Raw genomic sequence first — 14,958 nt, 5'->3', positions numbered from 1 at the left:
TCGAGTCCAGCGTCATCATCCGTCTGCTTGTCAAAATCGGCGGCTTAAATCCGAGCCGCTATCCCGTCGATCCCTCATTGTAAGGTTTGTTACAAACCCCGACGATTAGTAGGCGTTTGTATTGTAGCTAATATGTCAATAACGCCTTAAGTTATTGATTTCAAGTTCTAATGCGAGTTGGCAAACGTTTTGCTTTTAAGGAATTAAAGGCAAATACCTACTCGTTTAGAGGTTGAAACATGCAAGCCATCACCCGCAGCATCATTATCGACGATACAACGTTACGCGACGGCGAGCAATCGGCAGGGGTGGTTTTTTCTCTCGACGAAAAACTCGAAATCGCCGCACGCTTGGCGGGTTTGGGTGTGCCGGAGTTGGAAATCGGGATTCCGGCCATGGGCGAACAAGAGCGTGAGGAAATCAAAGCCATCGTCGGTTTGAATTTGCCGTGCAATTTGTTGGTTTGGTCCAGGATGCGTCAGGAGGATTTGGCCCATTGTTTGGATTTGGGCGTCGGTTCGGTCGATTTGTCCATTTCCGCATCCGATCAACACATCAAACATAAGCTCAAGCAAAGCCGCGAATGGGTGTTGAACACTATCGATTATTGCGTTAAAGCCGCTGTCGATGCCGGTTTGAACGTTTGCGTCGGGGCGGAAGACGCTTCCAGGGCCGACAGCGACTTTTTGGCGCAAATGGCCGAAGCCGCGCAACGGGCGGGTGCCAGCCGCATCCGTTTCGCCGATACCGTCGGAATCATGGAGCCGTTCGGCGTGCACGACGCGATTCGAAAATTGCGCGTCGCGACCGACATGGATATAGAAATGCACGCGCACGACGATTTGGGCTTGGCGACCGCCAACACCTTGGCGGCGGCACTGGCCGGTGCGACTCATGTCAATACCACGGTCAACGGACTCGGGGAACGCGCCGGTAATGCCGCTTTGGAAGAAGTCGTGGTCGGCCTGAAACAGTTATACGGTATCGATACCGGCGTGGATTTGCGGGACTTTCCCAGTTTGTCGGAACAAGTGGCCGCCGCGTCCGGCGATACCATCGGCAGCCGCAAGAGTTTAATTGGCCGGGACGTGTTTAGCCACGAAGCGGGTATCCACGTCGACGGCTTGCTGAAAGATCCCATCAATTATCAAGGGGTAGACCCGGCCGTGGTAGGCAGAAGCCATCAATTGGTGCTCGGTAAACATTCCGGTAGCCAGGGTGTGGTGCATGCCTATCGTCAACTCGGCATCCCGATCAACCGTTGGCAAGCAGGACGCTTGCTGCCTTTAATCCGTCAATTCGTTGCTACCCATAAACGGGCGCCGCAATCGACCGATCTAAGTCAATTCCTACTCAGTTTATAGTGAGGTGTCCGATGAACAGTCAACGTCAAAAGCAAAGCCTGAAATCCGAAGTCAAACTGGAAACCCTGCCCGGTTTGCCGCAGCAAGAACAGGACGATCGCTATCCTGGCAGTTTTTTTAAAGTTCCGGGGGTGCCGGCGCCGGGTAAAACCAAATGGAGCTTGGCAAAATGATGTTTTTCTCACCTCCTCGTAACCGCAAGGTTACTCTGTGGCAGGACTGGCGGGAGGACGTGGCTTGCGTGTTCGCCAGAGATCCCGCGGCACGCAATATCGTGGAAGTCTTGTTGGCGTATCCGGGAGTGCACGCGGTATTGCTGTACCGGATGACCAACCGCTTATGGCATGCGGACTGGAAATTGGCCGCGAGGTTATTGGCTGCCTTTGCCCGTTGGTTGACCAACGTCGACATTCATCCCGGCGCTACCATAGGCAAGCGTTTTTTCATCGACCACGGCGCCTGCGTGGTGATCGGCGAAACCGCGGAAATCGGCAACGACGTGACCTTGTATCACGGGGTAACGCTAGGCGGCACTACCTGGAACAAGGAAAAACGCCACCCTACCTTGGGCGACAATGTGTTGGTTGGGGCGGGTGCCAAAATCCTGGGCGCCATAACCCTGGGCAACAACGTGAGAGTCGGCGCCAACTCGGTAGTCATCAAAGACGTGCCGCCTTGTTGTACCGTCATCGGCATTCCGGGGCGGATCATTCAGCAAAAAGGCGTCAAGATCAAAGACCCGCGCGGTATCGATTTAGACCACCATTTGGTTCCGGATCCGGTAGGCAAGGCATTGACTTGTCTGGTGGAGCGGCTGGATAAGCTGGAAGCGGATCAAGAAAAATTGTTCCAAATCAGCGGAGAAAATTGCGGCGGCTGCGATGCGGAGACCGTCTGTCATGGGGAGGAAACGGTGGCTTTAGAGCAGATAGCGGGAAGACGATAATGGATTTACTGGATTTCGACCCACAGGATTTGTATTACGAGCAAGAAGACAGCCACGAGGTGCAAGAGCTGATCAAAGCCGCATCCGACGGCTACGCTAACGGCGAAGCGGAACTGCCGCTGCTGAAAGCCTATTTGCGGGCGCCGGAATCTTTTAACGTGTTGGTATCGCTCAATCGGTTTTATTACTACCAGCACCGGTTGGAGGAAGCGTTGATGATTTCGGAACGGGCTCTGCTGCTGGTTAGGCGCGGCTTGGATGTACCGGACGATTGGCGGCTGTTGAGCAAGGAGCACATTACGGCCGCGCCCGGCGAATTGTTGAGCCGGATACGTTTTTACCTGTTTACCCTGAAATCGATCGGTTTCTTGAACATGCGTCTGCACAATTTGGAATTGAGCCGCGGCATATTCGAAAAATTAGTGGCGCTGGACGACAAAGATCGGATAGGCGCTAGAGGTTTACTGGAGCTGGTGTTGCAAACGCAAGCCGTCGCCGCGGGATGAGTGGCAAGTAATCAAACTAAGGTGATGACATGCTAAAAGAAAAACCGGATATCTCTCTGCTTCCCGTCTTGCTGTTCGCATTGCTGGTCATGTATCTGCTGGCGAGCGACCCTAACATAATCGGCCCTTTTTAATGAGTTAGGAATGAAATAAGTCCTTTTTGCAACGGCGGGTTTACCCGTCCTTAACCCGAGGTAATTGCCATGATGAAGCATAAACCCGAACACGACCCGTTTTTAGCCCAGGCTTCCGTCATGCTGGTGCTGTTATTGGTGATGTACGCGCTGGGAGGCGACAGTGGCAACCTGGATCATCTAATTGCCGCGAGGTAACCCATGAGTTTTGAAGACGACATCGAAGAGCTGGAATCCGCAGAAGACTTTTTACTGTATTTCCAATTGCCTTACGATCAAACGGTAGTCCATGTAAACCGCTTGCACATCTTGCAACGTTTTCACGATTACTTGAGCCAAGGAGCGGAACAACTCCCGGAAGAAGAAGAGGCTAAACGGGAAGTCTACAAAAAGCTGCTAGCCAGGGCTTATCAAGACTTCGTGGAATCCGACGCCTTGACCGAGAAAGTCTTCAAGGTATTCAAAGACGTGGAACCTGCAACCGTATTTATCTCCCTAGGGGATATCAAAACATGATCGAAGAACGCTTTGACGAAGAACGTTTCGAATTTGGCGAAGCAGTTAGACTTACACGAAACGTTAGAAACGACGGTACCTATCCCGGTAAGGAAATCGGTGACCTGTTGATACGGCGCGGCAGTATCGGCCATGTGATTGAGGTAGGTACTTTTTTGCAAGATCAGGTGATATACACCGTACACTTTTTGAATCAAAACCGGATGGTCGGTTGCCGCGCCGAGGAATTGATTCCAGCCGATGCGCCCTGGAACCCGAGTCGTTTCGAATTTCGCGACAAGGTCGTGTGCTCCATCGATTTGGCGGTGAAAGGTGAAATCATTGTACATAAAGGTGCCGAGGGCGAAGTCTTGAAGATTTTGCGGGAAACCCAACCCTTGCAGTACCACATCCGTTTTCCGGGGCGTACCTTGCAAGTGCCGGAAAAAGTGTTGGAACCGGCCGACCCGGCTAATTTCAGAGAACCAGAGGATTAATATGAATCAGCACGTGAACGTTGCCGTCGAGCCCTATACTCTGCTGCGCGCTTCGTTGAGCTTATTCAAAAAGCCGCCAGCCGATTTGGAAGAAACGCAGTTGCATCAGGCAGAACGCCAAGCAAAAAGCGAATACGACATCGAAAACCGGGTGTTGAATTCGTCCGAGGCGGTTGGTGTCATCATCTCCGATCTAGAATTGAGTCGAGCATTTGACGAAATCAAGGGGCGTTTTGATAATGATGAAGCGTTTTTCAAGGCATTGAGCGCCAATAATTTAGACGAGGGCATGTTGAAATCCGCCTTGTCGCGACAATGTAAGGTTAACGCGATATTGGAAAAAGTCGGTTCGCGTGCGCCTAAAGTTAACGAGGTAGAAATCGGTATTTTCTACCACTCACATCCCGATAAATTTCGCCAGCCCGAACAACGGGTTGCTCGTCACATTCTGATCAGCATTAATCCGGATTATCCGGAAAATACGCGGGAAACGGCTAGGTCGCGTATGGAAGAAATCGAGGCGACTTTAAAGCGCAAACCGCATAAATTTGCCGAACTTGCCTTAAAAAATTCCGAATGCCCTACGGCTCTGAATGGCGGCGAATTGGGTACCATCGTGGCCGGGAAACTCTTTCCTGAGTTGGATGCCGCTTTGTTTGGGCTGAAAGAAAACCAAATCAGCGACATAGTCGAGACCGAAATCGGCTTCCATTTAATTCAATGTCAAAAAATCATTCACGCGGAAACGGTGTCTCTGAAAAAAGCGGCGCCTAAGATCAAACAATTGATGCAGGATCGCTCCCGCCGCAATTGCCAACGAACCTGGCTGGCGAGTTTGCCGGCCGGAAAACCGTAGCGATACGGTCTACTATTCAACCACGGTGGTTACGATCACCCTAATCTAAATGGTGACAGACATGGCGAAAGAATCTAAACATTGTTCGTTTTGCGGCATAGCTGCGTCGGCTTCCGTTCCGATGATCGCCGGTACCGAAGGCTACATTTGCGAGGCTTGCGTACAGTTAGCCAGCCAAGTGGTGTCGAGTTGGGGTAAAAAGAAAGAACTCAACGAGATGCAAACGACGTTGCCTAAGCCTTTAGAAATCAAAGCCATTCTGGATCAGTACGTGATTGGTCAAAATTTGGCCAAGGAAATTTTGTCGGTAGCGGTTTACAACCATTACAAACGCCTGAAGCATGAAAGCAGCAAAGCGGACGGTTTAGGCGAGGCCGATACCAACGTGGAAATCGGCAAATCCAATGTCCTGTTGATCGGGCCTTCGGGTACCGGTAAAACCTTGCTGGCCAGCACCTTGGCGAAAATTGTCGGGGTTCCTTTCACCGTGGCCGATGCTACCACCCTGACCCAGGCCGGTTACGTCGGTGACGACGTCGAAAATATTTTGGTTCGTTTGCTGGACGTCGCGGACGGACAAATCAGCAAAGCCGAGTGGGGCATTGTATATATCGACGAAGTGGACAAAATCGCCCGCAGCCCGGAACAAGCATTCGGAACGCGCGACGTTTCCGGCGAAGGCGTGCAACAAGCCTTGTTGCGCCTGGTGGAAGGCTCGCACGTTAAAGTGCCGGCCAAAGGCCGGCGTAAGGATCATAGCGGCAGCGACACGGTGACGGTCGATACCCGCAACATCCTGTTCATTGCCGGCGGCGCATTCCCCGGTTTGGAAAAACACGTGGAAAAACGCTTAATGCCGCCGAAAACCGCGATTGGTTTTCATGCGGAAGTCAGCAATCCGGACGACAAACCCTCATTGGAAGCGATGTTGAACGCGACTCAGCCGGACGACTTGAAACGCTTCGGCCTGATTCCGGAATTTATCGGCCGTTTCCCGGTGTTGGCGCCGCTGGAGCCTTTGGATGTCGACGCCTTGATTCAAGTGTTGACCGAACCCAAAAACGCGCTGGTCAAGCAATATCAACAATTGTTCGCATTCGACGAGGTCGAGCTGGAGTTTACCCAAGACGCTTTAGTGGAAATCGCCGAAAAAGCCATCGCCCGCAACACCGGTGCCAGAGGCTTGCGCAGCATCATGGAAACCGTGTTGCGCCGCACCATGTTTGACGTACCGTCCAAAGAAAACGTTTCCCGCTGCATCGTCACCGCCGAAGTCGTCAAAGGCGAAGGCGAAATTCAGTTGGTCGAATGCGACGCGCGGGAAGAACCGAAGCTGCAACGCTTGTCCGGCGGCGAATAAGCCTGCGCTTGCGACGGGTCGACTATCACTTTAAAGAGATTACATAATGAGCACCAAAGATAAAATCCTCAAACAGTTAGCCGAAAATCCGGTGATTATTTATATGAAAGGCGTTCCGTCCGCGCCGGAATGCGGATTTTCCGAAAAGGCCGTGAATATTTTGAACGCAACCAAAGTGCCGTTTACTTATGTGAACGTACTGCAAGCGCCGTTTATTCGGGAAAAACTGCCGTCGGTTTCCAAATGGCCTACGTTTCCCCAGCTATTTATCAAGGGAGAGTTAGTCGGCGGTGCGGACATTATCGAATCTATGAACAACGACGGCAGTTTATTGCCCATGTTGCAGGCGGCCATCGCGCCGGTGGCCGGCGCTGCCAATGTCATTACCCACTCTGAAGTGGAAAATTTGATACACGGCGACTATCCGGGGTCGACTATTATGATCGAGGGCGAAGGTTGCGACCTCAGCATCGTAGTGGTCAGCGAGATATTCGGCGGGCAATCCCTATTGAAACAGCAGCAAGGGGTTATGGCGACTTTGAGCGAACCTTTGGCGAGCGGCCGTTTGCATGCCGTGACCTTAAAAACATTCACCCCGGAACAGTGGCAGGCGCAGCAACCGGCGGAAAAACCAGCGCTATTACAAATTCAACTTTAATTTCTATCACAAGGAGCAAACATCCATGGCAAATGTAGGTATATTCTTCGGTACAGATACCGGCAACTCGCGTAAAGTCGCAAAACAAATCGCCAAAAAATTGGGCGTGGCCAAGCCCGAAAATATTAACAAAGCCAGTGTCGACGATCTATTGGCCTACGACGTACTGATTTTGGGTACCCCTACTTACGGCGACGGCGAATTGCCGGGCCTAACCGCCGGAACCTCGTCCGAAAGTTGGGAAGAATTCATGCCTAACCTGGACGGAGCGGATTTCTCCGGCAAAACGATTGCGCTTTACGGTTTGGGCGATCAGGAAGGTTATCCCGACAATTTTGTCGATGCCCTGGGCATGCTGTACGACAAATTCTCCGAATTGGGCGCCACCATGGTCGGTTTTACCAGCACGGACGGTTACACCTACAACAAGTCTAAAGCGGTTGTGGACGGTCAGTTCGTCGGCTTGGTGCTGGATGAAGATAATCAAAAAGAGCTTTCCGAGGACCGCTTGGCGGACTGGCTGACCGAACTCGAGCCCGTTTTGGCATAAAATGCGTATAGCCGCTGCCGGCGCTTTAGCCGAAAAAGCCTTTTTAACCGTCGATGTGGTGCTCAATAGCCGTTCGCCCGGGCAACAAGCCGTCAATGCGGTGATTTTTCGCTATCTCGGCAAAGTTTACGCGTACGTCAACCATTGCATGCACATGCACAGGCCGTTGAATTGCCAATCCGACGGGATTTTCGACGAAGAGCGCCGGTATTTGCGTTGTTCCATGCACGGGTTTTTATTTCATCCGGAAACCGGGGAATGTTTAAGTCCGGTGTGCGAGGGACAAAAGCTTAGGCCGCTTAAAGTGGCGGAAGAGGATGGAATGATAGTGTTTAAAGAAAAACGGCTTCAATTCGTCGACGGCCATCCCATCGGTCGAAATTTCGTTTGATCGAACGATGATAGAGGAAATCGCCACTGTTACCCGAATAGCCGGCGGTCAGGCCTGGATTAAAAGCCAAGCCAGCAGTGCCTGCGGCGGATGTGCCAAGCAATCCGCGTGCGCTACTGCAACGTTGAGCAAGCTGTTGCCGCAACGCGAATTTGCGGTGGACTGCGACTTGACCTTGCGGGTTGGCGATCAAGTGCGAGTTGCCATAGACGACTCGCACTTGATTTTAACGTCGATCATCCTGTATTTGATGCCGTTGCTGGCCATGTTCGGCGGAATCGCGCTGGCGCAGGTTTTGTTGCCGGTAGCCGTTGCCGATCAATGGCTGCCGGAAATAGCCTTGGCGGTGTTGCTTCTGACTTTTTGGGCCATTCATTTGTGCCAAGGAATATTGCTGTTGTATTTTTGTTTTCGTCCGCAAATCGTCGGCAGACTTTAAAGGTTTCCGATCTACACACAAACGTCATATTGCGTGACCAATCCCCCTGTCGATACCACAAATTCAGGAAAGCGGGAGCGACGCATGAGCCTACTTATTGATGCTTAGCCTCGCGGCATTCAGGTTCATAAAAAACGCCTCAGTTTGTAGGGTAGTATTTCTCTTAGCCTTGACTACTATTTAGGCCTGTGTTTCATCGGTTCAGCGAAGACCGTTGCATAATCGAGTTTTTGAACAGTCTTGGCTTGTTGGGCTTGGGAGAAAACGCGTCGATTTTTGCTCCCGGTGCTTACACGGAACGTTAACCGAGAGCAATTTTCATGAATAAATTCAAACTTTCTCACAAATTTCTGGGCTTGATCGTTTTGGCGGTGGTGATGTTTGCCATTCCCAGTGCGTCAGTCATCCTTTCCAGTACCCGGTCTATAGCCGACACCCACAGGGAAAAGCGGGGGGTCGAATATTTGCAAGCCACCATTAAATTATTGCAACTGGTGCAACAACACCGTGGCTTGAGTAGCGGGGTTTTGTCAGGAAATGACGGCTTAAGCGATAGTTGGCGGGCGAAACGTCGGCAGATCGATAGTCAAGTTACCGAAGTCGACGCGTTAGACCTGCGATTGTCTGACTTGGGCATGAGCCGGCAATGGCAACAATTGCGTCAAGCTTGGGAACAATTGGCCGGCAGTGTCGAGACTATGGATCCCAAAGCGAGTTTGACGCAACATACCGAGTGGATAAATACATTATTGCAGTTCAACCGCAAAGTGCTGGATGCCTCCGGACTCAGCCTGGATCCAGAAATTGACAGTTTCTATCTGAGTTCCGTTGCGGTGAGTCAATTGCCGGAAATGGCCGAGTTGCTCGGCGGTTTGCGTGCCATGGGCACCAAGGTGCTGACTTCCAAGCAATTAGGGCCCGACGATGCAAACAAGGTTTATCATGCCACCAAGACGCTGGATGTGTATCAGGTACTGGTCGAGGAAAACCTGGGCAAAATTTCCATCGGCGATAAGACCATCTTTGCCGAAACGCAAAAAATGCTCGGAGAAGCGCATAAAGTGGCAAAGCTGATAGATGCCGAAATCGTCGTGGCCAAGATAATCGATTACTCGGCCAAAAGCTTTTTCGAGCAGATTACGGTCGTGGTGGATATGTATTTCAACGCTTCGGAATCGCTCAACAAGATGTTGCTGAATACCTTGGATGCGCGTATCGACAGAATACGCACTGACATTACCCTGCGGTTCGGCATGTTGCTGGTGCTATTCGGGGTGTTTTTATACCTGAGCTGGGTCACGGTCACCGGCGTACTCCGCCCAGTCAATGTCATGCTGGAAGGCTTAGGCAAACTGGGCAACGGCGAGATGCCGGTCCGAGACGGCAACGATTACGGTTTGGAATTCAATCAACTCAAAGAAAGTTTGAATGCCGCGGTTGCCAACGTGCAAGCCTTGATAGACGACGCCGGCATGCTGGCTGCAGCCGCGAAGGAAGGGCGCTTGGATGTGCGTGCGGACGCCGACAGGCATTTCGGCGATTACCGACAGATCGTGCGAGGTGTGAACGATACCCTGGACGCGGTGATTTTGCCGGTGAACGAGGCCATAGAGGTACTCTCCATGGTCGAACAAGGCGATCTGACCGGAACGGTGCAAGGCGACTATCAAGGCCGGTTGGCGGAGTTCAAGAACAGCGTTAACAACACCATAGGCAAGTTGTCCGCTACGATAGCGGAGGTTGTCAGCGCCACCGAGCAACTGGGCAATGCTGCCGAGCAAATCAACGCGACTTCGCAATCCCTGTCGCAAGCCTCCAGCGAACAAGCGGCGGGTGTGGAAGAAACCAGTGCCAGTATCGAGCAAATGGCAGCCAGCATCAATCAAAACGCCGATAACGCTAAACTGACCGATGCCATGGCGACCAAAGCGGCCAAGGAAGCCGAGGAGGGCGGCGAAGTGGTCAAACATACTGTCGAAGCGATGAAGCAAATCGTCGCCAAGATCGGCATCATCGACGACATTGCTTATCAAACCAATATGCTGGCGCTGAACGCCGCGATCGAAGCGGCTAGGGCGGGCAATCACGGGAAGGGTTTCGCGGTGGTTGCCGCCGAAGTGCGTAAGCTGGCGGAACGCAGCCAGATAGCTGCGCAGGAAATCGGCGAATTGGCCGAAACCAGCGTCGGAACCGCCGAATCCGCCGGAGAATTGTTAGCGGAAATCGTGCCTAGCATTACCAAAACCTCGGATTTGGTACAGGAAATTAGCGCGGCTTCGCAGGAACAAGCGACAGGAGCCAGTCAAATCAATGCGGCGATGAATCAAATGAGTTACGTCACTCAGCAAAATGCGGCGGCCAGCGAAGAGCTTGCCGCGACTGCCGAACAAATGACCAGCCAGACAGAACAGCTGCAATATTTGATGGCTTTTTTCAAAATCGATGCCAATGCGCAAGGAGCGCCGAATCCAACCTTTAAATTGCCGGACAAGCCTGACAACTCGTCCAGCAAAAGTGCGGGCAAACGCCAACAACCGGCTGCCGATCGCTTCGATCAGACCAAGTTCGGACGCTTCTAATGAGGTTGGTAGCGATAGCTTCGGAATTAATCGGGCGTAGGGGCGATTCATTCGCCCGGTATCAATGGCCATAGCAGCCGGAGTAGGAGCGAGGTGACAAGCCGTCTTCGCGGCAATGCGTCCCTCCCGGCCGGACTTTCGCATCAAGCTTTCCCACGGTTCCGCTGCTTTCCGAATTTGTTGGGGGGATGCCCCGTGCTCGACCCGCAAGCGCCGATATTGGCGGGATACGGCGCGGCGGTCTTGGCTGTCGCTGGCGTATAATACGGAATTACTTTCCGGTTATGAGGCCAGCGTTATGCATGTCACCTTGGTTCACGTTCACGTCAAACCTGAACACCTCGACGCGTTTATCACCGCTACCCGCGACAATCATCTGGCGTCGATTTGCGAGGCCGGCAACCGGCGTTTCGACGTATTGCAAGCGGCGGACGATCCTACCCGTTTTGTATTGTACGAAGCTTATCTAACGGCGCAGGACGCGGCCGCGCATAAAGAAACCGCTCACTACTTGGCTTGGCGCGAAACGGTCGCGGACTGGATGGCGGAGCCGCGTCAGGGCATTTGTTACCACGGTTTGTTACCGCAGGAATAAGCCTCATGTTGTTTTCTCCTTTTGCCATTTCCAGGTTGCCGCGGGTGATATTCGGTAACGGCTGCATTCAACAAGTACCGGCACTGGCGGCCAAATACGGCCGACAGGCGTTGTTGGTTACCGGTAAACGCTCGTTTTGCGGCTCGCCGCGCTGGCAGGCTTTCATCGCATCGCTGGAAGCCGCCGGTTTAAGCTGGCAGCATTTCACGGTATCCGGCGAACCTTCCCCGCTACTGGTGGATAGTGCGGTCAGCGATTTCGCCGGACGCAATATAGACGTCGTGGTCGGTATAGGCGGCGGCAGCGTGTTGGACGCAGCCAAGGCGATTGCCGGCTTGTTGCCGCACGGCAATTCGGTCATGGATCATTTGGAAGGCGTGGGCAAAAACGTGCCTTACCGCGGCCCCAGTACCCCGTTTATTGCTGTACCCAGCACGGCCGGCACCGGCAGCGAGGCCACCAAAAATGCAGTGTTGAGCGTTCAAGGCGCAAACGGTTTTAAAAAGTCGTTCAGGGACGAATGTTTGGTGCCCGAATACGCGGTAGTCGATCCGGAGTTGTTGGCGAGTTGTTCGCCGGATTTGCTGGCGGCGGACGGTATGGATGCCTTTACCCAGTTGTTGGAATCCTACGTGTCGTTGAAAGCCAATCCTTTTAGCGATGCGTTGGCCTGGAGCGGTATGCAGGCAGTCGAATCCGGTTTTTTCGCCGCTTGGCAAGGCGTGGAACCGCAAGCGGCGCAGGGTAGGGCGGCCATGGCCTATGCCGCGTTGTTGTCCGGCATTACCCTGGCGCAAGTGGGATTGGGTTCGGTGCACGGCTTGGCTTCCCCGCTAGGCGCCTATTTTCCGATACCGCACGGTGTCGTTTGCGGTACTTTGGTTGCCGCGGCTACGCAAATCAACATCCAAGCTTTGCTGGAACGCGAGCCCGGGCATCCGGCTTTGGCAAAATACGCCGGGGTCGGGCGCTTGTTGGCGGGCGACCACGACTTAAAGGACGAGACGGCTCGTTCCGCCTTGGTCGACGTGTTGCACGATTGGAGTCGGTGCCTGGGCTTACCCAGGCTTGGCGAATTCGGTATTGCCGGCGGGGATTTTCCGATGATAGTCGCCAACAGCCGGGGGAGCAGCATGCAAACCAATCCTATCGTTCTGACCGACGCGGAAATTCAACGGGTGCTGGAGTTGCGTTTGTGAGTGCCAAGCGTCCCCCGCCCGAATTTTCCGGCAGGGCGACAATACAAGCGTGTGTAAGCTCTATTAGCGGCAAAATGGCGATTGCACAATTTTTTTGAGAAATCAGTGCAATATGAAAAACATTAAGATGGATAACTGTTTAGAACTCGTTTCGATCGTTGTGACGTCTTGTAATCAACGCCTGCCGTTGTTGCAGACGGTCGAGAGCATATTGGCTCAATCTTATTCCAATATTGAGCTCATTGTTGTGGATAGAGCTTCGGCGGACGGTACGCCAGACGAGTTGAAGCGAATACGGGACGCTGATCCCAGGCTTCGTTATTATTCGTATCCGAATATCGGTACGGCTCAGGCCTATAACCTGGCTCTCGATAAAGCTAAGGGAACGATTATCGGTTGGATGCCTCCCGGCACCGTATACACTCTCGCGGCGATTGAGCGCGCGATTTCTGCGGTTAGCGCAGAAGCGGATTTGCTGATGGTATACGGGCGAGGCGAAACGCAGGATGCGAGTGGGGCAAAAATCGAATTCGTCCCGGCATTTCCGGCGAAGCAAGCGACTAATGCCAACTCGGCCGGTAACTTTCTTTGCCCCCCGGCAGTATTCTTTAAATGGTGCTTGCTGAGTCTGATCGGCAAATTCGATCAATCACTAGAATCGCAATGCGATTTCGATTTTTGGGTCAGGGCTTTCTATCGCCTTCGGCAGCGAATTGGATTTGTCAACGCAATTCAAACAATAACCGCTGTATATCCGGGCCGCTATACTACCGAAAACTGTGCCGCTCTGGTGATTCAGAGTATGTGCATCGTATTTAAATATTACGGCGATTGCAGTGCGGAATGGGCAAGAGGCTATATTGAAGCGATATGGGCGCAGAAAGTCGATCAGTTGGACAGTTCAGGTTTGAAAGATTTATGCGCTACTTTTTTGGAGCGGGTAGCACCATTTTTGTCGGTAGCGGATTATGAGCGTTTATATGAAACGGTCGAACAAAAAACGGCGTTGTATAGAGTCAATCGCCGGAGCGCGCAAGAAAATGCCAAGCTGGCGTTGGAAGAGTTCAAAGCCGGTGTGGTCAAGGTTAACAGTATGCCGAATATGTTGACGTTAGAGACTTCTTCTCGGTGTAATTTGCAGTGCGTGATGTGTCCGCACGGAATTAACGGCGTCGATCGTCCCAAGCATTTGTCCAACGAATTGATGGATAAATTGCTTCCTTATGTTCGCAATTCGACCATGATTCAATTGCACGGAATCGGCGAACCGTTGTTTAGCCCGTCTTTTTGGCATTTATTGCAATACTTGCCGTCAACGGCATCCTGCGATTCTTCGGTAAATACTAATTTAGTTTTATTGGATCAAGCCAAAACGGATCAAATAATTAAATCGAATATAAAAATTGTAAATGTGTCTCTGGATGCGGCTACCGAGGTAACGTATACAAGAATCCGCGGCGGAGATTTTGCTAAAGTAGTAAAAAATATTGAGAATTTAATCGCCGAGCGTAATCGTAAGAGCCGTACTTATCCGCTGGTATATTTAAATATGACGTTGATGAGAAGCAATATAGAAGAGTTGAACGAGCTTGTTCGTCTCGCAGCTCGCTTGGCCGTGAATAAACTGCTTTTCTGGCATTTAAATCGTTGGACGGAGACTGAAATGGCGCGCTATGTCGTTAATAAAGGCGATTGGGTGTTTGACTATGCTAAAGAAGGATTATGGAATTATCCGGAGCTGTCTAATCGATGTATTGCTGAGGCATTGGCTTTAGCAAAAGAATTAAATGTCGGAGTATATTTGGATCAGAATAAACAAGTTTATTTCGATGACCTCTAACAAACCTACCGTAAAAGATTGTCATTATCCTTGGACTTGGATGATGGTTACCGCAAACGGCGCAATTAGACCTTGTTGTTTCGCTCAGGGTGAGTTAGGGAATTTAAATAAAGCCAGTGCCGAAGAGATTTGGAACGGTAAAGTGGCAATGGAATTGAGGCAGGCAATAAAGTCAAATAAAATTCATTCCGTTTGCCGAAATGCTCCATGTAAATTCGTCCAAAATATGACGGATGACGATCCGGAATTGAGTTTGTTGATTACGGAAGATATAAGTGACGGTAGTTTGTTTGACGAAATATGGTACTTAGATAATTACCCGGATGTTGCCGAGGCCATTTCAAAAGGTTTTTTTCATTCCGGATGGGACCATTACAATAAATTCGGGAAATCGGAAAAACGTAGGTTTCGACTAGTTGACCGCGACAAGAATTAATGCCGTCCCGCTGCCGGATAATATAGTCGTAAGGTATCTGCGGTCGGTAAATTTCGTATCCGGAGAGTCTAAAATTGGCAAATCAGTCTGAAAATCTGATTAGCGCAGTTCAA

18 protein-coding genes are annotated in these 14,958 nt (G+C 51.6%); all 18 read left to right on the top strand.

What is annotated here, in order from left to right; genetic code table 11:
* Positions 1 to 239: 239 nt before the first annotated feature.
* The 18 genes from nifV (at position 240) to F1E05_RS15815 (ending at position 14,845) form a co-directional block, all read left to right on the top strand.
* Entirely contained in the window at positions 240 to 1,364 is a 1,125-nt protein-coding gene (gene nifV / locus F1E05_RS15890) for a homocitrate synthase (RefSeq protein ID WP_150050167.1), read from the top strand.
* 11 nt (positions 1,365 to 1,375) lie between these two features.
* The gene (locus F1E05_RS20315) at positions 1,376 to 1,537 is read left to right on the top strand and encodes a hypothetical protein (RefSeq protein ID WP_190303170.1); all 162 of its coding nucleotides are present in this window, start codon (positions 1,376 to 1,378) and stop codon (positions 1,535 to 1,537) included.
* The gene (gene cysE, locus F1E05_RS15885) at positions 1,534 to 2,310 is read left to right on the top strand and encodes a serine O-acetyltransferase (RefSeq protein ID WP_150050165.1); all 777 of its coding nucleotides are present in this window, start codon (positions 1,534 to 1,536) and stop codon (positions 2,308 to 2,310) included. Before F1E05_RS20315 ends, cysE begins: the two co-directional genes overlap by 4 nt.
* The gene (locus tag F1E05_RS15880) at positions 2,310 to 2,816 is read left to right on the top strand and encodes a hypothetical protein (protein ID WP_150050163.1); all 507 of its coding nucleotides are present in this window, start codon (positions 2,310 to 2,312) and stop codon (positions 2,814 to 2,816) included. The genes cysE and F1E05_RS15880 overlap by 1 nt, the downstream gene beginning before the upstream one ends.
* A 203-nt stretch (positions 2,817 to 3,019) precedes the next feature.
* Entirely contained in the window at positions 3,020 to 3,148 is a 129-nt protein-coding gene (locus F1E05_RS20760) for a hypothetical protein (protein ID WP_269473488.1), read from the top strand.
* A gap of 3 nt (positions 3,149 to 3,151) precedes the next feature.
* Positions 3,152 to 3,466, top strand: coding sequence for a nitrogenase-stabilizing/protective protein NifW (gene nifW / locus F1E05_RS15875; RefSeq protein ID WP_150050161.1), 315 nt, complete (start codon positions 3,152 to 3,154; stop codon positions 3,464 to 3,466).
* Positions 3,463 to 3,942: a nitrogen fixation protein NifZ gene (locus F1E05_RS15870; protein WP_150050159.1), complete on the top strand. Its 480-nt coding sequence runs from the start codon at positions 3,463 to 3,465 to the stop codon at positions 3,940 to 3,942. The genes nifW and F1E05_RS15870 overlap by 4 nt, the downstream gene beginning before the upstream one ends.
* A 1-nt stretch (position 3,943) precedes the next feature.
* Complete coding sequence (nifM, locus tag F1E05_RS15865) at positions 3,944 to 4,798, top strand: nitrogen fixation protein NifM (RefSeq protein ID WP_150050157.1); 855 nt, start codon at positions 3,944 to 3,946, stop codon at positions 4,796 to 4,798.
* 61 nt (positions 4,799 to 4,859) lie between these two features.
* A complete protein-coding gene (gene clpX, locus F1E05_RS15860; RefSeq protein WP_150050155.1) occupies positions 4,860 to 6,158 on the top strand; it encodes an ATP-dependent Clp protease ATP-binding subunit ClpX in 1,299 nt (432 codons plus the stop codon).
* 46 nt (positions 6,159 to 6,204) lie between these two features.
* A complete protein-coding gene (gene grxD, locus F1E05_RS15855; RefSeq protein ID WP_150050152.1) occupies positions 6,205 to 6,816 on the top strand; it encodes a Grx4 family monothiol glutaredoxin in 612 nt (203 codons plus the stop codon).
* A 25-nt stretch (positions 6,817 to 6,841) separates the two neighbouring features.
* Entirely contained in the window at positions 6,842 to 7,366 is a 525-nt protein-coding gene (locus F1E05_RS15850) for a flavodoxin (protein ID WP_150050150.1), read from the top strand.
* Position 7,367: 1 nt separating this feature from the next.
* A complete protein-coding gene (locus F1E05_RS15845) occupies positions 7,368 to 7,757 on the top strand; it encodes a Rieske (2Fe-2S) protein (protein ID WP_150050148.1) in 390 nt (129 codons plus the stop codon).
* A gap of 7 nt (positions 7,758 to 7,764) precedes the next feature.
* Positions 7,765 to 8,196 (top strand): SoxR reducing system RseC family protein, encoded by a 432-nt coding sequence (locus F1E05_RS15840; RefSeq protein WP_150050146.1) that lies wholly within the window; start codon positions 7,765 to 7,767, stop codon positions 8,194 to 8,196.
* Between the two features lie 320 nt (positions 8,197 to 8,516).
* Positions 8,517 to 10,775: a methyl-accepting chemotaxis protein gene (locus F1E05_RS15835; protein WP_232056680.1), complete on the top strand. Its 2,259-nt coding sequence runs from the start codon at positions 8,517 to 8,519 to the stop codon at positions 10,773 to 10,775.
* Positions 10,776 to 11,073: 298 nt separating this feature from the next.
* Positions 11,074 to 11,370: an antibiotic biosynthesis monooxygenase gene (locus F1E05_RS15830; RefSeq protein WP_150050144.1), complete on the top strand. Its 297-nt coding sequence runs from the start codon at positions 11,074 to 11,076 to the stop codon at positions 11,368 to 11,370.
* A gap of 5 nt (positions 11,371 to 11,375) precedes the next feature.
* A complete protein-coding gene (locus F1E05_RS15825; RefSeq protein ID WP_150050142.1) occupies positions 11,376 to 12,569 on the top strand; it encodes an iron-containing alcohol dehydrogenase in 1,194 nt (397 codons plus the stop codon).
* 112 nt (positions 12,570 to 12,681) lie between these two features.
* A complete protein-coding gene (locus F1E05_RS15820) occupies positions 12,682 to 14,409 on the top strand; it encodes a glycosyltransferase (RefSeq protein WP_150050140.1) in 1,728 nt (575 codons plus the stop codon).
* Positions 14,399 to 14,845 (top strand): SPASM domain-containing protein, encoded by a 447-nt coding sequence (locus tag F1E05_RS15815; protein ID WP_190303169.1) that lies wholly within the window; start codon positions 14,399 to 14,401, stop codon positions 14,843 to 14,845. The genes F1E05_RS15820 and F1E05_RS15815 overlap by 11 nt, the downstream gene beginning before the upstream one ends.
* Positions 14,846 to 14,958: the final 113 nt, after the last annotated feature.

It is taken from the genome of Methylomonas rhizoryzae (assembly GCF_008632455.1).
Lineage (GTDB): Bacteria > Pseudomonadota > Gammaproteobacteria > Methylococcales > Methylomonadaceae > Methylomonas > Methylomonas rhizoryzae.
The sequence above is the reverse complement of the archived record's forward strand: the minus strand, read 5'-3'. Positions and strand labels throughout refer to the sequence as shown.